Origin of the sequence: Dactylosporangium sp. NPDC051485 (genome assembly GCF_040682015.1) — a bacterium.
Taxonomy (GTDB): domain Bacteria; phylum Actinomycetota; class Actinomycetes; order Mycobacteriales; family Micromonosporaceae; genus Dactylosporangium.
This window is the reverse complement of sequence record NZ_JBFAZW010000034.1, coordinates 67457-88713: the sequence shown is the minus strand read 5'-3', so window position 1 is coordinate 88713 and position 21257 is coordinate 67457. Positions and strand designations below refer to the sequence as shown.

The 21257-nt window shown below is 72.5% G+C and carries 17 protein-coding genes; 10 read left to right on the top strand and 7 right to left on the bottom strand.

What is annotated here, in order from left to right:
- The first annotated feature begins 167 nt into the window (after positions 1–167).
- The 5 genes from paaN (at position 168) to AB0M46_RS20970 (ending at position 7119) form a co-directional block, all read left to right on the top strand.
- A complete protein-coding gene (gene paaN, locus AB0M46_RS20990) occupies positions 168–1841 on the top strand; it encodes a phenylacetic acid degradation protein PaaN (RefSeq protein ID WP_363338302.1) in 1674 nt (557 codons plus the stop codon).
- A 268-nt stretch (positions 1842–2109) separates the two neighbouring features.
- Entirely contained in the window at positions 2110–2313 is a 204-nt protein-coding gene (locus AB0M46_RS20985; RefSeq protein ID WP_363338300.1) for a cold-shock protein, read from the top strand.
- A gap of 408 nt (positions 2314–2721) precedes the next feature.
- Positions 2722–4344 (top strand): chaperonin GroEL, encoded by a 1623-nt coding sequence (gene groL / locus AB0M46_RS20980; protein ID WP_363338298.1) that lies wholly within the window; start codon positions 2722–2724, stop codon positions 4342–4344.
- A 539-nt stretch (positions 4345–4883) separates the two neighbouring features.
- A complete protein-coding gene (locus AB0M46_RS20975; RefSeq protein WP_363338296.1) occupies positions 4884–5753 on the top strand; it encodes a GNAT family N-acetyltransferase in 870 nt (289 codons plus the stop codon).
- 292 nt (positions 5754–6045) lie between these two features.
- Complete coding sequence (locus AB0M46_RS20970) at positions 6046–7119, top strand: dipeptidase (RefSeq protein ID WP_363338294.1); 1074 nt, start codon at positions 6046–6048, stop codon at positions 7117–7119.
- Positions 7120–7143: 24 nt separating this feature from the next.
- On the opposite strand, the gene AB0M46_RS20965 is transcribed toward AB0M46_RS20970, so the two are convergent.
- Together AB0M46_RS20965 and AB0M46_RS20960 are read right to left on the bottom strand one after the other, a co-directional pair.
- The gene (locus AB0M46_RS20965) at positions 7144–7581 is read right to left on the bottom strand and encodes a hypothetical protein (protein WP_363338292.1); all 438 of its coding nucleotides are present in this window, start codon (positions 7579–7581) and stop codon (positions 7144–7146) included.
- A 145-nt stretch (positions 7582–7726) separates the two neighbouring features.
- Positions 7727–10039: a S8 family serine peptidase gene (locus tag AB0M46_RS20960; protein WP_363338290.1), complete on the bottom strand. Its 2313-nt coding sequence runs from the start codon at positions 10037–10039 to the stop codon at positions 7727–7729.
- Between the two features lie 62 nt (positions 10040–10101).
- Here AB0M46_RS20960 and AB0M46_RS20955 point away from each other — a divergent pair, with 62 nt between their 5' ends.
- Entirely contained in the window at positions 10102–11673 is a 1572-nt protein-coding gene (locus AB0M46_RS20955) for an NAD(P)/FAD-dependent oxidoreductase (RefSeq protein WP_363338288.1), read from the top strand.
- Positions 11674–11846: 173 nt separating this feature from the next.
- Here AB0M46_RS20955 and AB0M46_RS20950 read toward each other — a convergent pair whose 3' ends face one another.
- Positions 11847–12281 carry an SRPBCC family protein gene (locus AB0M46_RS20950; RefSeq protein ID WP_363338286.1) on the bottom strand — a complete coding sequence of 145 codons (435 nt, stop codon included), beginning with the start codon at positions 12279–12281 and terminating at the stop codon, positions 11847–11849.
- Between AB0M46_RS20950 and AB0M46_RS20945 the strand changes: the two genes are divergently transcribed.
- The 3 genes from AB0M46_RS20945 (at position 12274) to AB0M46_RS20935 (ending at position 18155) form a co-directional block, all read left to right on the top strand.
- The gene (locus AB0M46_RS20945; RefSeq protein WP_363338284.1) at positions 12274–14193 is read left to right on the top strand and encodes a glycerol-3-phosphate dehydrogenase/oxidase; all 1920 of its coding nucleotides are present in this window, start codon (positions 12274–12276) and stop codon (positions 14191–14193) included. The two genes, AB0M46_RS20950 and AB0M46_RS20945, sit on opposite strands and share 8 nt — an antisense overlap.
- Before the next feature lie 211 nt (positions 14194–14404).
- Entirely contained in the window at positions 14405–17548 is a 3144-nt protein-coding gene (locus tag AB0M46_RS20940; protein ID WP_363338282.1) for a diguanylate cyclase, read from the top strand.
- A 1-nt stretch (position 17549) separates the two neighbouring features.
- A complete protein-coding gene (locus tag AB0M46_RS20935; RefSeq protein WP_363338280.1) occupies positions 17550–18155 on the top strand; it encodes a metal-dependent phosphohydrolase in 606 nt (201 codons plus the stop codon).
- Here AB0M46_RS20935 and bfr read toward each other — a convergent pair.
- From bfr to AB0M46_RS20920, 3 genes are read right to left on the bottom strand one after another with little or no spacing between them, the layout of a single operon-like run.
- Complete coding sequence (bfr, locus tag AB0M46_RS20930) at positions 18130–18612, bottom strand: bacterioferritin (RefSeq protein ID WP_363338278.1); 483 nt, start codon at positions 18610–18612, stop codon at positions 18130–18132. The genes AB0M46_RS20935 and bfr overlap by 26 nt on opposite strands.
- A 31-nt stretch (positions 18613–18643) precedes the next feature.
- Entirely contained in the window at positions 18644–18829 is a 186-nt protein-coding gene (locus tag AB0M46_RS20925) for a (2Fe-2S)-binding protein (RefSeq protein WP_363338276.1), read from the bottom strand.
- 40 nt (positions 18830–18869) lie between these two features.
- A complete protein-coding gene (locus AB0M46_RS20920) occupies positions 18870–19181 on the bottom strand; it encodes a DUF4031 domain-containing protein (protein WP_363338274.1) in 312 nt (103 codons plus the stop codon).
- Positions 19182–19200: 19 nt separating this feature from the next.
- Between AB0M46_RS20920 and AB0M46_RS20915 the strand changes: the two genes are divergently transcribed.
- Entirely contained in the window at positions 19201–20604 is a 1404-nt protein-coding gene (locus AB0M46_RS20915; protein ID WP_363338272.1) for an FAD-linked oxidase C-terminal domain-containing protein, read from the top strand.
- A gap of 4 nt (positions 20605–20608) precedes the next feature.
- Here AB0M46_RS20915 and AB0M46_RS20910 read toward each other — a convergent pair whose 3' ends face one another.
- A complete protein-coding gene (locus AB0M46_RS20910; RefSeq protein ID WP_363338270.1) occupies positions 20609–21238 on the bottom strand; it encodes a UdgX family uracil-DNA binding protein in 630 nt (209 codons plus the stop codon).
- Between the last annotated feature and the right edge of the window lie 19 nt (positions 21239–21257).

Below are 21257 nucleotides of genomic sequence, written 5' to 3'. Positions count from 1 at the left end.
GCGGAAGCCCGGTTACAACACCGGTAGCCTGGCTCCCGCGGGCCACCACCAGACGAAATCTGGACTCCGCCTCGCTCCCACCCCAGTTATGAAACGGGCCCTAGGGGTCGGCGGCCCCGCTATAACTTCGCCCGGTTGCCCGAGGCCGGCGATGGCAGGATTGCGGCATGGAGAACTCACACCCCATGTTCGCCAGCCACGCCGACACGCTGGAGCGGGCGCTGACCGCGATCGCCGAGCGTGCGTACTGGTCCAACTACCCCGAGTCGCCCAGCCCCCGCATCTACGGCGAGCACGCCGCCGCCGAGGGCGAGGCCGCGTTCCGCGCGTACCTGGGCGCCGATTTCCCCCTGAAGGAGCAGCCCGGCATCGCCGGCTGGGTGTCGACCGAGAGCTCGCCGTTCGGCGTCGCGCTCGACGTGCGGTACCCCCACCTGGATCTCGATGCCGCCTTCGCCGCGCTCGCCGGGGGCATGCCGGCGTGGCGGGCGGCCGGCCCGCAGACCCGCGCCGGGGTCGCCCTGGAGATCCTCGACCGGCTGCACAAGCGCGTGTTCGAGCTGGCCAACGCCGTGCACGCGACCACCGGCCAGGCCTTCGTCATGGCCTTCCAGGCCGGCGGGCCGCACGCCCTGGACCGGGCGCTGGAGGCGGTCGCCTACGCCTACCGGGAGATGACCCGCACGCCGGCCACCGCCGACTGGGAGAAGCCGGCCGGCAAGGGGCAGACGCTGCACATGTCGAAGAGCTTCCATGTCGTACCGCGGGGGGCCGCCCTGGTCGTCGGCTGCAACACGTTCCCGACCTGGAACTCCTACCCCGGCCTGTTCGCGTCCCTGGTCGCCGGCAACCCCGTGATCGTCAAGCCGCACCCGCGGGCCGTGCTGCCCCTCGCGATCACCGTCAGGATCGCCCGGGAGGTGCTGGCCGACGCCGGCTTCGATCCCAACCTCGTGCTGCTGGCCGCCGAGGCGCCCGGCGAGGGGCTGGCCAAGACGCTGGCCCTGCGCCCCGAGGTGCGCATCATCGACTTCACCGGCTCGACCGAGTTCGGCGACTGGCTGGAGGCCCACGCCCGCCAGGCCGTCGTCTACACCGAGAAGGCCGGCGTCAACACGATCGTGATCGACTCCACCGACGACTTCGCCGGGATGTGCCGCAACATCGGGTTCTCGCTGGTGCTGTACTCCGGGCAGATGTGCACCACCCCACAGAACATCCTCGTCCCGGCGGCCGGCATCGCCACCGACGAGGGGCACAAGAGCCTCGACGAGGTGGCCCAGGGCATCGCGGGCTCGGTCGCGAAACTCACCGCGGACGCGGCCAAGGGCGTGGAGCTCACCGGCGCGATCGTCAACGACGGCGTGCTGCAGCGGCTGGAGAAGGCGGCCACGCTCGGCGATTCGGTGCTGGAATCCTCAGACGTTTCGCACCCCACCTACGCCGGCGCGACGGTGCGCACCCCGCTCATCCGCAAGCTCGGCGCCGACGACGCGCAGACCTACGGCACGGAGTGGTTCGGGCCCATTTCCTTCGTTGTTGGAACCGATTCCACGGCGGGCAGTTTGCGGATCTTCGCCGACACCGTCGGCAAGAAGGGCGCATTGACCGCTTCGGTGTATTCGACCTCGGAGGAGGTCCTGGACGCCATGGAAGAGGCCGCACTAGTTGCTGGTGTGCATTTGTCAGTCAACCTTACCGGCGGGGTCTTCGTGAACCAGTCGGCCGCGTTTTCGGACTTCCACGCCAGTGGCGCCAATCCTGCCGCCAATGCCGCGCTGACCGATGGGGCGTACGTGACGGGACGCTTCCGGGTAGTTCAGTCACGCCGTCACGTCTAACCCTGTTACTTACTAACACGTAGTCGCCGGGCGATGTCTGACCATGCAAGAGAAGGCATGCTCGGCGACCTTTTCGAACTGCTTGATTCGTGACCTTGCTGTCCGATTTGGGCCTGTCGGGGCAGGGGTAACTCCTGTACCGTGCGGTTCGGTCGTCGTTCCTTCGCCGGAGCCACCCCCGGAACCGGCGGCTGTGGTCGAAGACCCGGGGGCTGGTCCCCACAGCCAGTCGAGTGACGCAGCAGGACCGAAGTAGAGGAAGTGCACCGTGGCACAGGGCAGCGTCAAGTGGTTCAACAGCGAGAAGGGCTATGGCTTCATCGCGGTCGACGGGGGACAGGACGTGTTCGTCCACTTCTCCGCGATTCAGATGGACGGCTACAAGTCGCTGGAAGACGGACAGCGCGTGGAGTTCGAGATCGCGCAGGGGCAGAAGGGCCCGCAGGCGGAGCAGGTGCGCCTTCTCGCCTGATCAAAGTCCGCATTCGCCCACACCGGGGCACCGTCCTCATAGATGAGGAACGGTGCCCTGCGTCTATTTCCGGGCCTCTTTTTGGACTTTGGGGCGTTTTGTGCCGATGGCGGGTCCTCGGCCGCTAGGGTTGATCTTGCCCCCCACCTTGCCCGTCACCCCTGGTTTGCTTGCACTCGACTGGCCAGAGTGCTAAACAAGGACTTGGCACTCGCGTCAGGCGAGTGCCAATGGTCGGGACGGTGCAGTCCTCCGGTGGGCAACCGCCGGGAGGCTGGTCGTCGCGGGCTCATCCGGCCCGACCGCCGGGGATCCCGCTGGGTCCTCGCAGGGTGCGAAACCAGGCGGTGAGCCGCCGACCCCGCGTGGGTCGAGGCGAATCGTGAGTGTCCAGGAGGACAACGCCGAATGGCCAAGATTATCGCGTTCGACGAAGAGGCGCGCCGCGGTCTCGAGCGGGGCATGAACACCCTCGCCGACGCCGTCAAGGTGACGCTGGGCCCCAAGGGTCGCAACGTCGTCCTCGAGAAGAAGTGGGGCGCGCCCACCATCACCAACGATGGTGTGAGCATCGCCAAGGAGATCGAGCTCGAGGACCCATACGAGAAGATCGGCGCCGAGCTGGTCAAGGAAGTCGCGAAGAAGACCGACGACGTTGCCGGTGACGGCACGACGACGGCGACCGTGCTGGCGCAGGCGCTGGTCCGCGAGGGCCTCCGCAACGTCGCCGCCGGCGCGAACCCGATGGCCCTGAAGCGCGGCATCGAGGCGGCGGTCTCCTCCGTCGCCGACGAGCTGGCCAACCTGGCCAAGGACGTGGAGACCAAGGAGCAGATCGCCTCCACCGCCTCCATCTCCGCCGGTGACTCCACGGTCGGCGAGATCATCGCCGAGGCGATGGACAAGGTCGGCAAGGAAGGCGTCATCACCGTCGAGGAGAGCAACACCTTCGGCCTCGAGCTCGAGCTCACCGAGGGCATGCGCTTCGACAAGGGCTACATCTCGCCGTACTTCGTGACCGACACCGACCGGATGGAGGCCGTCCTCGACGACCCCTACATCCTCATCGTCGAGTCGAAGATCTCCGCGGTGAAGGACCTCCTCCCGGTGCTGGAGAAGGTCATGCAGTCGGGCAAGCCGCTCGCGATCATCTCCGAGGACGTCGAGGCCGAGGCCCTGGCGACCCTCGTGGTGAACAAGATCCGCGGCACCTTCAAGTCGGTTGCCGTCAAGGCCCCCGGCTTCGGCGACCGCCGCAAGGCGATGCTGACCGACATCGCGATCCTGACCGGCGGTCAGGTCATCAGCGAGACCGTCGGCCTCAAGCTGGAGAACGCCGACCTGTCCCTCCTCGGCCGCGCCCGCAAGGTGGTCGTGACCAAGGACGAGACGACCATCGTCGACGGCTCTGGCGACGCCGACTCGATCAACGGCCGGGTCTCGCAGATCCGCGCCGAGATCGAGAAGAGCGACTCGGACTACGACCGCGAGAAGCTGCAGGAGCGCCTGGCCAAGCTGGCCGGCGGCGTTGCGGTCATCAAGGTCGGTGCGGCCACCGAGGTCGAGCTCAAGGAGCGCAAGCACCGCATCGAGGACGCCGTGCGCAACGCGAAGGCGGCCGTCGAAGAGGGCATCGTCCCCGGTGGTGGCGTGGCCCTGGTGCAGGCCGGCAAGACCGCGTTCGACAAGCTGGAGCTGGCCGGCGACGAGGCCACCGGCGCGCAGATCGTGCGCGTCGCGCTCGACGCCCCGCTGCGGCAGATCGCCGTGAACGCCGGCCTCGAGGGCGGCGTCGTGGTCGAGCGCGTCCGCAACCTGGAGGCCGGCCACGGCCTCAACGCGGCGACCGGCGAGTACGTCAACCTGCTGGCCGAGGGCATCATCGACCCGGCCAAGGTGACCCGGTCGGCGCTGCAGAACGCCGCCTCCATCGCGGCCCTGTTCCTCACCACGGAGGCCGTGGTGGCGGACAAGCCGGAGAAGGAGAAGGCCCCGGCCGCCCCGGGTGGCGGCGGCGACATGGACTTCTGAGTCCAGTCCCACGCTTCGGGCGGGTCGGCCTCCGGGCCGACCCGCCCTTTGCTGTCACCGCCCAGCCCGCCCAAGCCCGGCGCCCGCGCCTGCTGAGCCGACCCCGGCCCGGCGCCCGCGCCTGCTGAGCCGACTCCGGGCCGGCGGTCGCGGCTGGTGAGTCGGCCGGCGGGGCGTGCTACGGCCGCTGTTGCTGTGCGGGGCGGTGAGTGCGGCTGCTGAGCCGATATGCCGGGTGTGCCACGGCGATGTTCCTGCGCGCGGACGCTGAATCGATAAGTCGGGCGCTTCGCGCCGCGACTTATCGGATTTATACCCCGACAGGCGGAATGTCCGAACTCACCGCTTTCCGTCGCCGCTCAATGCGCGATGCGGGGTGCCTCACGGCTTCTCTCCGACTTGTCGTAATCCGGCGCTCGCCGCCGCTGGCGCGGGCCCGGGTGAATCCGCGTCCACGCCCAGGACGAGGGTGTTTCGTTTTCCTCACATCCCCGCGACAAGCAGGTCAGCCGCCCCGAACAGTTAGATATGTTTACCAAATGATCGTGGATCTCGAGGATCTCGCGCTCGCGACGGGCGTGCTGGCCCAGGCGCTGGACCTGCCCGAGGACGCGGCCGAGGCCGAGGTGCTGGCGGCCCGCCTCGCCGCGCCGCCGGCCGGGCGCCCCGTGGTGCGCCTGGCCGACGCAGACGGGGCCGGCGTGGTCTTCGCCTCCATCAACGACGCCGATCCGGGCCTCGGCCACGTGGAACTGCTCGCCGTCGCCCCCGAGGCCCGCCGCCGCGGCGTGGGCTCGGCCCTGCTGCGCGCCGCCGAGGAGCGGCTGGCCGGCCTCGGCGCGGATCGGGTCCGGCTCGGCGGCAACCCGCCCTGCTACGCGTGGCCGGGGATCGACGTGCGCTACACGCCGGCGGTCTGCCTGGCCCGGCGCGCGGGGTACCACCTCACGGACACCGCCTGGAACATGACCGCCGACCTGGCCCGCCCCAGCACCGAGGCCGCCGGCGACGAGGCGCGCCTGGAGTCCGCCGGGGTCAAAGTCCTCGCCGCCGGCGCCGACGCGCCCGACTGGGTCCGCGCCATCTGGGGCGACGGCTGGGCGTGGGAGGTCGGGCAGTCCCTGGACCGCAAGGGCGCCGGCTGTTACGTGGCCGTGCGCGACGGCGAGATCCTGGGCTTCGCGGCGTACGGCGCCAACCGCCCCAGCTGGTTCGGCCCGATGGGCACCGCCCCGGCCGCCGAGGGTCTGGGCGTCGGCCGGGTGCTCCTGCGCCGCTGCCTCGCCGACCAGCGCGCCGACGGGCACGCCACCGCGCAGATCGGCTGGGCCGGCCCGATCGGCTTCTACTCCAAGGCCGTCGCCGCCCGCCTCGAGCGCATCTTCTGGATCTACACCAAGACCCTCTAGAAACGCATGCGGGGCAGGGCGTGGGTTCGCCACGCGCCTGCCCCGCACACGTGCCGCCGGTGCCTGTGATCCCCCGTCTTGCCACGGGCGCCGACGTCGTTCGATTGCGGTACCGCCGGATCAGATGTCCGGCTGGTTGCCGCGCTTCTGGTGCATCGAGGTCTGCTGGTTGCCCACGGCTCCCCCTCGTGTCGACCACACCTCGACGTAGTCGGCACTTCTGCCCCACCATATGAGGATGGTTCGCACGTCTGGGGCAAAACGCGCATATCGGAGGCCGTAGGGTCTGCGCATGGACGTGTTCGACGGGCACAACGACCTGCCCTGGCGGCTGCGGGTGCGCGATCCGGCGGGCCGGCTCGACCTCGCCGCCGAACTCGGCGGCACCGGGCTGCACACCGACCTTCCGCGATTGCGTCGCGGCGGCGTCGGGGCCCAGTTCTGGAGCGTGTACGTGCCCAACGACCGCCCCGAGCCCCAGGCCGCGATCCAGGTCGTCGAGCAGGTCGAGCTGGTGCGGAGGATCATCGCGCGGTACCCCGGAAGCCTGGCCCTGGCCACGAACGCCACCGAGGTCGAGCAGGCGCGCGCCGACGGTCGCATCGCCTCGCTGCTCGGGGCCGAGGGCGGGCACTGCCTCGACAATTCGCTCGTCGTGCTGCGCTCGCTCCACAAGCTCGGGATCCGGTACCTCACGCTGACCCACTCCCACAACACCGCCTGGGCCGACAGCGCGACCGACGAGCCGGCCCACGGCGGCCTGACCCCCTTCGGCGAAGAGGTCGTCCGCGAGCTCAACCGCCTCGGCATGCTCGCCGACCTCGCCCACGTCGCCGACGCCACCATGCACGCCGTCCTCGACATCACCACCGCGCCGGCGTTCTTCTCCCACTCCAGCGCCCGCGCGCTGTGCGACCACCCGCGCAACGTCCCCGACGACGTGCTGCTGCGGGTCCGCGACACCGAGGGCGTGGTGATGGTGACCTTCGTGCCGTTCTTCCTGACCGACGAGTGCCGGGCCTGGGGCGACGAGCTGGCCCGGGCCGAGGACGCGATCGCCCTGCCGTGGGACAGCCCTGACTTCCTGCGCGCCCGCCAGGCCTGGATCGGCGCCAACCCGTGCCCGCCCACCTCGGTGCGCGACGTCGCCGACCACGTCGAGCACGTCCGCGAGGTGGCCGGCGTCGACGCCGTCGGGCTGGGCGGCGACTACGACGGCACCGAGGTCGTTCCCGACGGCCTGCCGGACGTCTCGTCGTACCCGGCGCTGCTCGACGAGCTCTCGGCCCGCGGCTGGTCCGACGGGGACCTGCGCAAGCTCGCGTGGGACAACGCCATGCGAGTGCTACGCGCAACATGCGGCTAGGGGCGCCTTGGTGCGCCGCGCGCCTTACGGCCGGCGCGTGCCCATCTGGGCCAGCGCGATGATCCAGCCGGTGATCAGGCCGTACTGCGCGCCGGTCAGTGCCCACAGCAGCGCGTAGTAGAGGCCCGTGTGCGCCGACAGGAACGCGGTGATGAACCCGGCGAGCGCGGCGGCGAAGATCACCGCACCCCAGCCGCTGAAGAAGTCGGCCAGCGTGCCCCGGGCCCGCGAGAGCTCGGCCCCGGCCATCAACGCCAGGAACACCGCCACGAAGATGATGAACAGGATCGCCTTGAGATCCTGCGCCAGCACGTCGCGCACCGGAGCCTGCGAGTCGAAGGTCCACGCCGGCCAGGCCAGCGTGCGAAGGAACAGCCCACCCGCGGTGTCGGGCCGCGTGTTGTCGTTCACCCAGTCCACGAAGATCGGACTGCCGAAGATCAGCACAAGGACGAAAGCCACGACGGCGCCCACATGAGAGGCGGTGCGCCGGCGCGTTCTGGTGAGAGCCATGAGCCTGACATTCCCGAGCGTCAGTTTTTCCAAACGATGCCCGTCAACGCCTCGATCTTCGCAGGCCGTCGGCCGGCGAACGAGGCGGCAGGCCCTAGGGGGAGTGGAGGGCGACGGCGGCCTGGACGGCGGCCAAGGCGTCGACCAGGCCGGCGCCCGTCGTGTCGGCGGGGGTGGCGCAGGCCTTGCCCGTCGCGGTGGCAGGGGTGGCGGTCTCGGCCAGGATGGCGCGGGTGCGGGCGATGTCGCCGATCAGGGCCGGGTTGGCCGACCACATGAGGGCGACCACGCCGGCCACGTGAGGAGTGGCCATCGACGTGCCGCTCAGGTAGTCGTAGCCGCCGCCGGGGAGGGCGGACAGGACGTTCTCGCCCGGGGCCAGGACGTCGGGCTTGGTCAGCCCGTCCGGGGTGGGGCCGCGGCTGGAGAACTCGGCGACGTGGGCGTTGCGGTCGACGGCGCCAACGGTCAGGGTGGCGGCGTAGTTGGCCGGCGGGTCGGTGATGGAGCGGCAGCGCGGGCCCGTGTTGCCGGCGGCGGCGACGAAGAAGATGCCGGCGGCGGCGAACGCGTCGATGGCGGGGCGCATGGAATACAGGTCGCAGCCCTCGACGGACGGGCAGCCCCACGAGTTGGTCAGGACCTGCGGGGCGCGGTCGGGGCGGCCGGCGTGCCACGGGTCGGCGCCCGCCGGATACGGCGCCAGCATGAACTGCAGGCAGGTCACGTAGTTGGCCATGCTGCCCAGGTTGCGCGGGAGGTTCTCGCAGGCCATCCACTGGGCGCCGGGGGCCACGCCGACGCCGGCGCCGACCGCGGTGGCCATGGTGTGCGTGCCGTGGCCGTTGCCGTCGGTCGGGGTGCGGTCGGGGCCGTAGGGGTCGAGCCAGGAGTCCTCGCCGCCGCGGAAGTTGGCGCGCAGGGCCGGGTGGTTGGCGTCGACGCCGGAGTCGGAGCTGCCCACGACGATGCCCTTGCCGGTGGAATACCGCGCCCAGACCTGGTCCGCCTTGATCAGGGTGAGGTTCCACGGCGGCGAGGTCGGGGCGGCGGCCGTGCCGCGCATCGGGGACTCGGTCGCCGGCAGCGGGCGCAGGTGCGGGTTGAGCAGCACGTGGGCCACGTCGGCGCGGCCGGCCAGCCACTCCCGGGCGATCGGGCCGGCGTCCACCTCGATGCCGTTGACCAGGTAGAACGGTGTGTAGGACAGGCCCTTGGAGCGCAGCGAGGCCCGCAGCGAGGCCTGGCTGCGCTCGGCCGTGGCGACCAGGCGCTCGTAGGTCTGCCGGACCCGCTCGGTGTGGTTGGGGATGGCGGCCATGCCGGAGAGGTCGGCCTGCTCGCGCATGACCACGAAGAGCCGCTCGCCGCTGAACCCGGGCTGGCCGAGCGTGACGTAGACGGCCGCCCCGGCCACGGCGATCACGGCGGCCAAAGCCGCGGCCAGCCCCGGCCGCCAGCGGGCCCGGCGGAACGCCACCAGCACCGCGATCGCCGCCAGCAGGGCCAGCAACCCGGAGGCGGCCGCGCCGACGCCGCCCCAGAAGAGGCCGTCGCGTAGGCCGAGGATGAGCGAGGTCTCGTCGGGGTCGACCAGCGCGAGCGGGCCGAAGAGCACGGGGGTGAGCAGCGCGACCACCGACGGCTCGCCCTTGTGCCGCAGGGCGGCCAGGGCGAAGGCCACCGGCGGCACGCACAGCAGGGCCAGCAGCTGCACGGCCGGCTCGCCGACGCCGGCCGCCAGCGAGGTCAGCCCGACGCCCGCGAGCAGGCCGGCCAGCGCGGCCGCGGCCCAGCCGCTGTGGTCGGTGGCGGCCCGGGCGGTCAGGGCCAGCACCGGACGGGTGGCGAGCCAGCTCACCGCCAGCGCGGCCATCAGTGCCAGCACGCTCTCGAAGGCACCGCCGAGCGCGCCCACCCACAGCCAGGGCAGCAGGAGCAGCAGGCCGGCGGCGAGGGAGAGCCAGAACATCCAGCGGTCCGGGGCGGCGCGCGGCCCCAGCCGGCCCTTGATGCTCATGTGCACCGCGGCGGCGATGGCGGCCAGTGCGGCGAGGACGGCCAGATACAGCTCGTGGAAGGTCGTCGGGATGAGCCGGGCCAGGCCGAGCAGGGCCCCGAAGCCGGAGGCGAGCAGCCACTGCCGCCCGGCGGTGCGGGCGAACGGCACCGGCGACAGCTGGGCCAGCAGCAGCGCGGGCACGCCGGCCAGCAGGAAGGTGAACAGGGCCACCAGCACCCAGACCACCCGTGGCATGGTGAGGCCCTCGATGACGAGCGTGTCGCCGATCAGCCACACCACCGCGTTGGGCAGCACGACCACGGCGACGGTCCAGAGCCCGAGCAGGATCGTCAGCGCCAGCGCCCAGCCCCGAGCGCGGCGCGAGATCGGGAACCCGGGATCCATGGTCGGGACTTTACGCGGGGGGTATGACAAGTCGGGGCGTCAAGAGAAGGAGACCGAGGGGCATGACGGAAACGGTCGACGCGGTCGTCATCGGCGCCGGGCCCAACGGGCTGGTCGCCGCGAACATGCTGGCCGACGCCGGCTGGGACGTGGTGGTGCTGGAGGCCACCGGGCACCCGGGCGGCGGCGTGCGCTCGGCCGAGGTGACCGTGCCCGGCTTCGTCAACGACCTGTGCAGCGCGTTCTACCCGCTGGCGGCGGGCTCGCCGCCGCTGCTCGCGCTGGACCTGGAGGCACACGGGCTGCGCTGGACCCACGCCCCCGAGGTGGTGGCGCACCTCTTCCCCGACGGCCGCGCCGCGGTCATCAGCCGCGAGCTCGAACTCACCGCCGAGTCGCTGGAGCGCTTCGCACCCGGGGACGGAAAGGCCTGGCGCCATTGGTACTCCGAGTGGCGCCGCCTCGCCCCCGACCTCCTCGAGGCGCTGCTCACCCCGTTCCCCCCGATCCGCGCCGGGGCCCGCCTCGCCGCGGGCGCCGGCCTGGGCGGCGCGCTGCGGCTGGGCCGGCGCTTCCTGGTGCCGGCCCGGGTTCTCGGCGAGGAGCTCTTCGAGGGCGAGGGCGCCCGGATGCTACTCAACGGTCTGGCGCTGCACACCGACCTGGCGCCCGACGACGCGGCCGGTGGCGCCTTCGGCTGGCTGCTGGCGATGCTGGCCCAGCAGTACGGCTTCCCGGTCCCCGTCGGCGGCGCGCAGCAGCTCACCGACGCCCTTCTGCGCCGCTTCGGCGGGGCCGTGCACCTGCGGGCGCCGGTGGAGCGGGTGGTCGTGGGCGGCGGCCGGGCGCTGGGCGTGCGCTGCGCGGACGGACGGCTCTTCCGGGCCCGCCGGGCGGTCGTCGCCGACGTGCCGGCGCCCCCGCTGTACCAGGACCTCGTCGAGCCCCGGCATCTGCCCGGCCAGCTGCTGGCCGACCTGGCCGGCTTCCGCTGGGACAACCCGACCCTGAAGATCGACTTCGCGCTGTCCGGGCCGGTGCCGTGGATCGCGCCGGAGGTGGCCGGGGCGGGCACGATCCACCTCGGCGCCGATCCGCTGCGCTACGCGGCCGACCTGTCGACGGGGCGCCCGCCGGAGGAGCCGTTCCTGCTGGTGGGGCAGATGACGACGGCGGATGCGACGCGGTCGCCGGGCGGGACCGAGTCGCTGTGGGCGTACACCCATCTGCCCCGCGGCGTCACCGCGGAGCAGGCGGCCGCGCACGTGGAGCGGGTCACCGGCGTGCTGCGGCGGCACGCGCCCGGCTTCGACGACCTCGTGCTCGGCCGGTACGTGGCCGGCCCCGCGCAGCTGCAGGCCGAGAATCCCTCGCTGATCGACGGGGCGATCAACGGGGGCACCGCCGGGGCGTACCAGCAGGTCGTGTGGCGGCCCACGCCGGGGCTCGGGCGGGCCGACACGCCGATCGACCGGCTGTACCTGGCCAGCTCCAGCGCCCACCCGGGCGGCGGCGTGCACGGCGCGGCCGGCGCCAACGCGGCGCGGGCGGCACTCGCCCGGCACCGCCCGGTGCTCGGCGACGCCTACCGGGCCGCCATCGCCGCCGCAATGCGACGCATCTACCCCAGCTAGAGTGAAGCGGGCAATATTGGGACAAAAACCCTGGCGGGGTATAAATCCGATAAGTCGTGGCGCGCCAGCGCCCGACTTATCGTGACAAAGCCGATGACTCCGGTCCTCGTGACCAGGTCAGTGCCTGGTCCGGGTCGATCGGAGCGGGACTGGGAGGCCTGCCGCCAAGAACGTCAGCGATGCTCCGCCAGATCGGCCAGCCGCTGCAGCACCTCCGCGTTGCGGAAGTGCAGGACCGCGTCCCCGACCTTGTTGCGCACGCCCAGCAGCGGCCCCTCCGTGAACTGCTCCTGCAGCGTCACCCGGGTCGCCTGTTCGTCCAGCGGGTCCAGGGTGAACTTCGCGTGCCCCGCCCCGAGCGGCCACACGTGCACCTTCAGCAGCAGCATCCGGCCCGGCTCGCAGGCCAGCGACTCGCTGCCGTCGTGGATCGAGAGCGGCCAGGGGCCGGCCTTGTGGTGCAGTCGCGCGCCCGGTGCGGGCCAGGCGGCGTCGACGTCGTGGACGTGGGCCGTGCCGACCACCCAGTCGGCGTACGACCACCCGTCGGACAGCACGGAGTACACCCGGTCGACGGGTGCGCGGACGATGCGTTCGGTGATGGACACGTCTGTGGGATTCCCCCAGCCGTGCATCTCACACCAGCCGCGTGACGGGCGAGGCTACGGTGTAGTAGTGCGCCGTGAACCCTCCACGTCCCGATTCGAGGCGTCCCGCCTGTCGCCCGCCCGCCGGGCCGGCGACGTGGCCCGGTTGCGCCGCGAGCGATTCGACGTCCTGATCATCGGCGGCGGCGTGACCGGCGCCGGCGCCGCGGTGGATGCCGCCTCCCGCGGGCTGTCGGTGGCCCTGGTTGAGGCCCGCGACCTGGCCTCCGGCACATCGAGCCGCTCGTCGAAGCTCATCCACGGCGGCCTGCGCTATCTCGAACAGTTCGAGTTCGGACTGGTGGCCGAGGCGCTGCAGGAGCGGGGGCTGCTCGCCACCCGGCTGGCCCCGCACCTGGTGCGTCCCGTGCCCATCCTCGTCCCGCTGCCCTCCCACCGCGGCTTCCCCGGCCTGGCGCAGCGGGCCTGGCAGCGCGCCTACTACGGCACCGGCGTCGGGCTCTACGACGCCTTCGCGGCCACGGCCCGGCTGCGCCGCTCGTCCCCGCGCGGCATGCCGCTGCACCGGCACCTGTCCCGCGCCGAGGCCCACCGGCGCTTCCCGTCGCTGCGCGAGGACGCGATCAGCGGCGCCATCCAGTACTACGACGGCCAGGTCGACGACGCCCGCCTGGTGGCCACGCTGGCCCGCACCGCCGCCAGCCTCGGCGCCGTGGTCGTGCCCAGCGCCCGGGCGGTGGGCCTGCTGCGCGACGCCCGCGAGGTCACCGGCGTGACCGTGCGCGACCTGGAGACCCGCGAGGAGTTCGAGGTCCACGCGCGCACCGTGGTCGCGGCCACGGGGGTGTGGATGGAGGACATCGCCGGCATGCTGTCCGGCGCCGGGCCGCGCGAGTCGTCCGGCCTGCAGGTGCGGGCCAGCAAGGGCGTGCACCTGGTGGTGCCGCGCTCCGCCATCACCGGCGAGGCGGGCCTCATCCTGCGCACCCCGACGTCGGTGCTCTTCGTCATCCCGTGGGGCGGCCACTGGATCATCGGCACCACCGACACCGACTGGAACCTCGACCGCGGCCACCCCGCGGCCTCGGCGACCGACATCTCCTACCTGCTCGGCCAGGTCAACGCCGTGCTCGACCGCCCGCTCGGCACCACCGACATCGAGGGCGTCTACGCCGGCCTGCGCCCGCTGCTGTCCCGCGAGGCCCGGCAGCGCCAGCCGCACAGCCGCGACGAGCAGACCTCGGCGCTGTCGCGCACGCACGCGGTCGTCGAGCCGATGCTGGGCCTGTTGCTCATCGCCGGCGGCAAGTACACCACCTACCGGGTCATGGCGGCCGACGTGATCGACCGGGTGGCACACCGGCTGGGCGGCCTGCGCCGGCACGGCGGCCTGGTGCCGGCCTCGCGCACCGCGGACCTGCCCCTGCTGGGCGCGGACGGCTACCATCCACTGTGGACCAACCGGGCGGATCTGGCCCGCCGGCACGGGATCCCGGTCGGGGTGCTGGAGCACCTGCTGGAGCGCTACGGCTCGCTCGCCTTCGAGGTGCTGACCCTCGACCCGGCGCTGCGCCGGCCGATCGAGGGGGCGCCGGAGTACCTGGCCGCCGAGGTCGCCTACGCCGCCCTGGCCGAGGGCGCGCTGCACCTGGAGGACGTGCTCACCCGGCGCACCCGCATCTCGTTCGAGACCGACCACCGCGGCACGGCCTCGGCCGCCGACGCGTCGAAGGTGATGGGCGACGTGCTGGGCTGGGACGCCGCGACCCGGGCCCGCGAGGTGGACCACTACCTGGCCCGGGTGGCCGCCGAGCAGGAGTCGCAGCGGATGCCCGACGACCTGACCGCGGACGCGGCCCGGCTGGGCGCCCCCGACGTGCGCGGCTTCCAGGTCGACCGCGCGATCGTCTGAGCGGCGCCCGCTCCCCAAACGCGCCGGAGTCCTTCCTGATCGGCACCTTCCGCCGACGTAAACGGACGAACAGGGCCTGAAGCAGACCGACCGCCGGACACCGATCGCCCGATGCCCGTCGCCCGATGCGTCATTTGCGCCCGAACATCTCAGCGGCGACCCGAATAGGCCGATCAAGCTGGCGATGAACCTGCAGGGCGGACCGGCACCGGTGACACTGGATCCAGTCACCGGCGCCCATCCACGGGCCGCCCTCGACGCTGCCCTGCGCGATGTGAGCGGCTGCAGCCTGCTGCTGTTCGACGTCGATCACTTCAAGACGGTCAACGACGCCTTCGGCCACCTGCGCGGCGACGCGCTGCTGCGCCAGCTCGCCGAGCGCATCCAGGGCCTCATCCGGGCCGACGACGCGCTGTTCCGCTACGGCGGCGACGAGTTCGTGCTGCTGCTGCCCGACACCGCGGCCGACGAGGCGCTGCGCCTGGCCATCCGGCTCACCGACGAGGTGAAGGCCCGGGTGTTCGAGGGCACCCCGCCGCTGCACCTGTCGATCAGCATGGGCGTGGCGACCAGCCCCGCCGACGGGTCCGACGCCGAGACGCTCATCGCGGCCGCGGACCGGCGCAACTACCTGGCCAAGCGGCGTGGGCGGGGCCAGGCGGTCGGGGACGACATCGAGGCCGACGCGGCGGCCGGTTCGTCCCGGCTGTGGGAGCGCGACGCGGCGCTCTCCGCCACGCAGGAGTTCATCACCCGGGTCGCGGCCGGCCTGCGCGGCGCGCTGCGTGTCGCCGGGCCCAAGGGCGCCGGGCACACCCGGTTCCTGCGCGAGGTGGCCCAGATCGCCCGGTTGCGGGGCTTCAAAACCGAGATTTCCGGCGGTACCGCGGGAAACCCCGACAAATCGGTAATCCTGCTCGCCGACGTCGACGACCCCCTGCCCGAGCTCGGCGACGCCGCGGCCATCGTCTACGCGAGCACCGACCTGCGCGACGACGCGCCCCGCCCTGCGGGGCCGCAGACCGTCATCGAGCTCACCCCGTGGTCGCCGGCCACGGTGCGGATCTGGCTGCGCATCGCGCTGACCGGCGAGCCCAACCAGGCTCTCATCGACCGGCTGGTGGAGCGTTCCGGCGGGCTCCCCGCGCGGGCCGAGGCCGAGCTGCAGCGGATGCGGTCGGCGGGCGAGCTGATCGCGGCCGGGGACGGCACCTGGGGGGTAAAGCCGGTCGCGCCCAAGCGGCGGCGCAGCCGGCTGCCGGTGCCGATGACCAAGCTCGTCGGCCGCGACCGGGAGACCGCCCGGGTGGCCGGCCTGATCCGCGACGGCCGCCTGGTCACCCTGGTCGGCCCCGGCGGCATCGGCAAGACCCGGCTATCGCTGGCCGCGGCCGGCGCGGTGGCCGACGAGTTCGCCGACGGCGCCGTCTTCGTGCCGCTGGCCGACGCCAACAGCGCCGAGCTGCTCACCGCCGCGCTGGCCCAGGCCCTGCACGTGGCCGAGCTGCCCGATCAGCACCTGTTCGACACGGTGCTGGACCAGCTGACCGAGGCCGAACAGCTGCTCGTGCTCGACAACTTCGAGCAGGTCGTCGACGACGGCGCGGCGCTGGTCAGCGACCTGCTGGCGGCGGCGCCCGGGGTGCGCGCGCTGGTCACCAGCCGGGAGCGGCTGTCGTTGTACGGCGAGCAGGTCTACCAGGTCCCGGCGCTGGCCGACTCGCCCGCGGTGACGCTGTTCGAGCAGCGGGCGCGGGCCGTCGACGCCGACTTCGAGATCACCATCGACACCGCACTGCCGGTCGCCGCGCTGTGCCGCCGGCTGGACGGCCTGCCCCTGGCGATCGAGCTGGCGGCGGCCCGCATCGACCGGTTGACGCCGGACGAGCTGCTCAACCACCTCACCGAGCACCTCGACCGCGACCTGGACTCGCTCGGCGGCTCCGGCCCCCGCGACCTGCCGGCCCGCCAGCAGACCCTGCGCGGCGCGATCGACTGGAGCTTCGTGCTGCTCGACGCCGAGGAGCAGCGGCTCATGACCGAGCTGTCGGTGTTCGCCGGGGGCTGGACCGGGCCGGCCGCGCTGGCCGTCGCCTCGCCCGGCGGGGACCTGCACCTGCTGGAGAAGCGGCTGGCCGCGCTCGTGGACAAGCACCTCGTGGTGCGCGACGAGGGCGGCGCGCGGTACCACCTGCTGAGCACCATCCGCGCCTACGCGCACCACCGGCTCGGCGACGAGGCCGGCCCGGCCGACCGGCACGCGAGCTTCTACGCCGCCTTCGCGGAGGACTCGGCGGCCGGGCTGACCGGGCCGGACCAGGTGGAGTGGACCAGCCGGATCGAGGCGGACTACCAGAACGTGCGGGTGGCGTTCGACCACGGCGACATGCCGACGCGCACCCGGATCTGCCTGGGGCTGTGGCGGTACTGGCGCAACGGCGCGCACATCGGCGAAGGGCGGGACTGGCTGGAGCGCGTCTCGGGCGCCGCCGAGTCGCCCGACGACGGCATCCGGGCCCGGCTGCTGCACGCCGCAGCGATCCTGGCCGCGACCCAGGACGAGCACGAGGCGGCGTACCGCTTCGGCGCAGAGAGCCTGCGCCGGGCGACCGCGGCGGGGGACCGGGCCACGGTCGGGCACGCGTACAACGCGCTGGGCATCGCCTCGATCGGCGGCGGGGACCACGCCGCGGCCACCGCGCACTTCGGCGAGAGCCTCGAGGTGTGGCGCGAGCTGGACGTGCCGCAGGGCGTCGCCGCGTCGCTGGGCAACCTCAGCAAGGTGGCGCTGAGCCGGGGCGACGACGCGGCGGCCGAATGTTACGCCCGGGAGTGCCTTGAGCTGGAGCGGGCGGCCGGCAACACCCGGGGCATCCTGCTCGCGCTGGAGTGCGTCGGCCAGGCGCGGCTGCTCGGCGGCGACGTGGCCGGGGCGCGGGCGGCGCTGGACGAGAGCCTGGCGCTGAGCCGGCAGATCGGCGACGCGTTCGGCGCGGCGATGGCCCAGCACCAGCTCGGTCTGGCCGCCCGGGCCGACGGCGACCGGGTCGAGGCGCTGCGGCTGCTGGTGGCCGCGCTGGTCACCCGGCACGAGGTCGGCGACCGGCTGGACCTCGCCATCTCGCTGGACGCTGTGGCGGCGATGCTGGTCGAGGCCGACCCGGCGCACGCGGCCCGGCTCATCGGCGCCGCGGACGCGCTGCGGGCCCGGCACCGGCTGGCCGACCCGCCGGACGCGCAGACGCTGCGGGACCGGACGCTGCCGCTCATCGCCGCCCACCCGCGGGACCGGGCCGCCGGGCGCATGCTGAGCCTCGACCACGTCGTGGAGAGCGTGCGTCCCCTAAGCTCGTAGCATGCTCGAGGCGTGGCAGCGGATCTTCCCGGGCGAAGAGGTTGTCGGCCAGGACCTGCTCGCGCGCTGGTCGCAGCCCCATCGGCGGTACCACACGCTCGACCACCTCGCGCTGATGCTCGCCGTCATCGACGAGCACGCGGGGCTGGCCGACGACGCCGACGCGGTGCGCCTGGCGGCGTGGTTCCACGACGCGGTCTACGAGGTGTTCGCCCAGGACAACGAGGAGCGCAGCGCGGCTCTCGCGGTACGAAACCTGGAGGCTCTTGGCTTTTCCCAGGCGCGCGCCGAGGAGGTGGCGCGGCTGGTCCGGCTGACCGCGGGGCACGCGGTGGCGCCGGGCGATCGCAACGGCGGGCTGCTGGCGGACGCCGACCTGGCGATCCTGGCCTCCGGCAAACCGGAGTACGACCGGTATGCGGCGGCGGTGCGCGCGGAGTACGCGGCGGTGCCGGACGAGGTGTTCCGGCCGGGACGGGCCGGCATTCTGCGGAAGCTGGCGGACCTGCCGGAGCTCTACCGGGTGGTACCGGCACGGGCGGAGTGGTCCGCCCGTGCCCGCGTGAACCTGGAGGCGGAGATCAGGACGCTTCTGGGTGCTTCGTGACGTTCTGGAGGTAGAGGGCCTCGCCGAGCTTCTCGATCAGGCCGAGCTGGGTCTCCAGGTAGTCGACGTGCTGCTCCTCGTCGGCGAGGATGTCCTCGAAGATGTTGGCCGAGGTCACGTCGCCGATCGAGCGCATGTACTCGATGCCCCGGCGCAGCCGGTCGATCGCCTCGAGCTCGACCTGCATGTCGCACTTGAACATCTCGGGCACGGTCTCGCCGATGCGCAGCGGTAACAGCCGCTGGTAGTTCGGCAGGGCCTCCAGGAACAGGATTCGATCGGTGAGCACCTCGGCGTGCTTCATCTCGTCGATCGACTCGTGCCTGGTGTGCTTGGCCAGGATGGTGTATCCCCAGTTCTCCTGCATCTTCGCGTGCAAAAAGTACTGGTTGATCGCCGTGAGCTCGGCGGTCAGCTGTTCGTTGAGAAATTCGATGACTCGTGCATCCCCCTGCATGCACGCAGGGTACGCCGACCCCTGCCCGATTTCAGCCGAAAACGGGTACCGCGGTCCGATTCTCGATGTCGATCAGGTCGGCGATGCGGTCCAGGCACGTGCCGCAGCCCGTCCCCGCCCCGCACTCGTCCCCAACGGCGTCCTCCGTGTGCGCGCCGGACTGGATGACCCGGCGGATCTCGCACTCGCGCACGCGGTGGCAGATGCAGACGTACACGATCGTTCTCCTTGCTTAGCCTGACCTAAGCAAGGGTTGCCTAATTAACGCCGCGAAACAACCCCTGAGCAGGCTTTTTCTGCCCATCTGAAGCGGACAAATGGCGCGGACGGCGCAGCCCGGCGGCAACCAGGCGGTCGACGATCTCCCGCGACGGGACGAGCCGCGCCCCCAGCCAGATGGCGACGCGCGCCCGGTCGGCCGGCACGTCGTAGTGGTCCCGCTCGAACGCGCGCCGAGGCGCCCCGATCAGCTCCGCGAAGGCGTGCAGCTCCGCCGCGGACACGTCGCTGACGAGATGGGCCCAGAGCCGCCCGTGTGCGGGCCACCGGGGGGTGTCGATGTAGAGCACACGCACTACCTTGCCAGGTATGGATCTCAACATGGGTCTGGTCGAGGAGCTGCGGGGAGCGCTGCCCCACGAGGGCGGCGTGCTCACGGATCCGGAGCTGCTGCGTTCCTACGAGCACGACGAGGCGGACCTGGTGCCGTACGGCACACCGTCCATCGTCGTGCGCCCGCGCACCACGGGCCAGGTGTCGGCGGTCCTGCGCGCGGCGAGCCGCCACAGGGTGCCGGTCATCCCGCAGGGCGCCCGCTCGGGCCTGGCCGGCGGGGCGAACGCGATCGAGGGCGCGATCGTGCTGTCCCTCATCGGGATGAACGACATCATCGACATCGACGCCGAGAACCGCATCGCCGTGGTCCAGCCGGGCGTGGTCAACGCGCAGCTGCGCCGGGCGGTCGCCGCCAAGGGCCTCTACTACCCGCCCGACCCCGGCTCCTGGGAGCAGTCCACGATCGGCGGCAACGTGTCGACCGACGCGGGCGGGATGTGCTGCGTGAAGTACGGCGTGACCAGCGACCACGTCATCGGGCTGGAGGTCGTCCTGGCCAGCGGCGAGGTCCTGACCTGCGGCCGGCGCACCGCCAAGGGCGTCGCCGGCTACGACCTGACCAGCCTCTTCGTCGGCTCCGAGGGCACCCTGGGCGTGATCACGGAGATCACCGTCCGGCTGCGCCCGGCCCCCGAGCCGTCCCTCACCCTGGTCGCCGTCTTCGACACGTTCCCGGCCGCCGGCGCCGCCGTCTCCGCGATCGTCGGCTCCGGGATGCAGCCCAGCATGCTGGAGCTCATCGACCGCGTGGCGATGAGCGCGATCGAGGCCTACCGCCCGATGGACCTGCCGACCACCGCCGCCGCCCTGCTCATCGCCTCCGTCGACTCCGGCGGCCAGGCCCCCGACGACCTGGACCGCATCTCGGCGATGTGCCGCGCGGCCGGCGCGGCCGACGTCTTCGTGGCCTCCGACCCCGCCGAGGCCGACGCCCTCCTGGCCGCCCGGCGGCTGGCCCACCCGGCCTTGGAGCACTTCGCCGCCCACCTGTTCCCGCTCGGCGGCGGCATCATGGTCGACGACGTGGCCGTGCCGCGCACCCGCCTGGTCGAGCTGATCGAGGGAATCGAGCGCATCGCCACCGAGCACGGCGTCGTGGTGGCCACGGTCGGCCACGCCGGCGACGGCAACCTGCACCCGATCATCGTGATCGACCGCTCGGACCCGGTGAGCCTGGCCCAGGGCCAGAAGGTCTTCGACGCCATCATGTCGCTGGGCCTCTCCCTGGGCGGCACCTCGACCGGCGAGCACGGGGTGGGCCTGCTCAAGCGGGACTGGCTGGCGCGGGAGATCGGCCCGACGGGCCTGAAGGCACACCGCTCGATCAAGGCCGCCCTCGACCCGGACAACATCCTCAACCCCGGCAAGATCTTCTGACGCCTCAGGGCAGTGCCCTGAGATCCGCGACCATGCCCTCGAAGGCGGCCTCCCGATCGTCGGCGCGCAGCACGGCCGACGGGTGGACGGTGGCGACCAGCACGGCCTCGGGCGCGCCGGGGAAGTCCTCGGGGTGTTCGGCCCGCCGCGGCCAGGCCAGCGGCACACCGCGCTCGCGGGTGACCCGGAAGGCCGGCCCGAGCAGCGCCTGGGCCGCGGTCGCCCCGAGCACCACCACCCGGCTGGGCCGGATCCACGCGAACTCGGCCACCAGCCAAGGCCGGCACGCCACGATCTCGGTGCGGTCGGGGGTCTGGTGCAGCCGCCGCTTGCCGGGTGCCGCGGGGCGGTGCTTGAAGTGCTTGACGGCGTTGGTGAGGTACACGGCCTCCCGGTCGATCCCGGCGGCCACGAGGACCCGGTCGAGGACCTTCCCGGACGGCCCGACGAACGGGTGCCCGCGCCGGTCCTCGATGTCCCCGGGCTGCTCCCCGACGACCAGGATCCGCGCGTCGCCGGGCCCCTCGCCGAACACGGCCTGGGTGGTGTCCCGGTAGAGGCCGCAGCCGTGGCAGCCCTGAACCGCGGCGCGCAGCTCGTCGAGGTCGGCGCCCGGAGGAACTTCGGCAACCATGCCACCCTGATACCCCACA

Bases quoted from the DNA above. Each gene is read 5' to 3' on its own strand.
- AB0M46_RS20935 (WP_363338280.1), top strand. From the start codon at position 17,550: ATGCTCGAGGCGTGGCAGCGGATCTTCCCGGGCGAAGAGGTTGTCGGC.
- AB0M46_RS20975 (WP_363338296.1), top strand. From the start codon at position 4,884: ATGATCGTGGATCTCGAGGATCTCGCGCTCGCGACGGGCGTGCTGGCC.
- groL (WP_363338298.1), top strand. From the start codon at position 2,722: ATGGCCAAGATTATCGCGTTCGACGAAGAGGCGCGCCGCGGTCTCGAG.
- AB0M46_RS20955 (WP_363338288.1), top strand. From the start codon at position 10,102: ATGACGGAAACGGTCGACGCGGTCGTCATCGGCGCCGGGCCCAACGGG.
- AB0M46_RS20910 (WP_363338270.1), bottom strand. From the start codon at position 21,238: ATGGTTGCCGAAGTTCCTCCGGGCGCCGACCTCGACGAGCTGCGCGCC.
- AB0M46_RS20945 (WP_363338284.1), top strand. From the start codon at position 12,274: ATGGACACGTCTGTGGGATTCCCCCAGCCGTGCATCTCACACCAGCCG.
- AB0M46_RS20960 (WP_363338290.1), bottom strand. From the start codon at position 10,039: ATGGATCCCGGGTTCCCGATCTCGCGCCGCGCTCGGGGCTGGGCGCTG.
- paaN (WP_363338302.1), top strand. From the start codon at position 168: ATGGAGAACTCACACCCCATGTTCGCCAGCCACGCCGACACGCTGGAG.
- AB0M46_RS20970 (WP_363338294.1), top strand. From the start codon at position 6,046: ATGGACGTGTTCGACGGGCACAACGACCTGCCCTGGCGGCTGCGGGTG.
- bfr (WP_363338278.1), bottom strand. From the start codon at position 18,612: ATGCAGGGGGATGCACGAGTCATCGAATTTCTCAACGAACAGCTGACC.
- AB0M46_RS20915 (WP_363338272.1), top strand. From the start codon at position 19,201: ATGGATCTCAACATGGGTCTGGTCGAGGAGCTGCGGGGAGCGCTGCCC.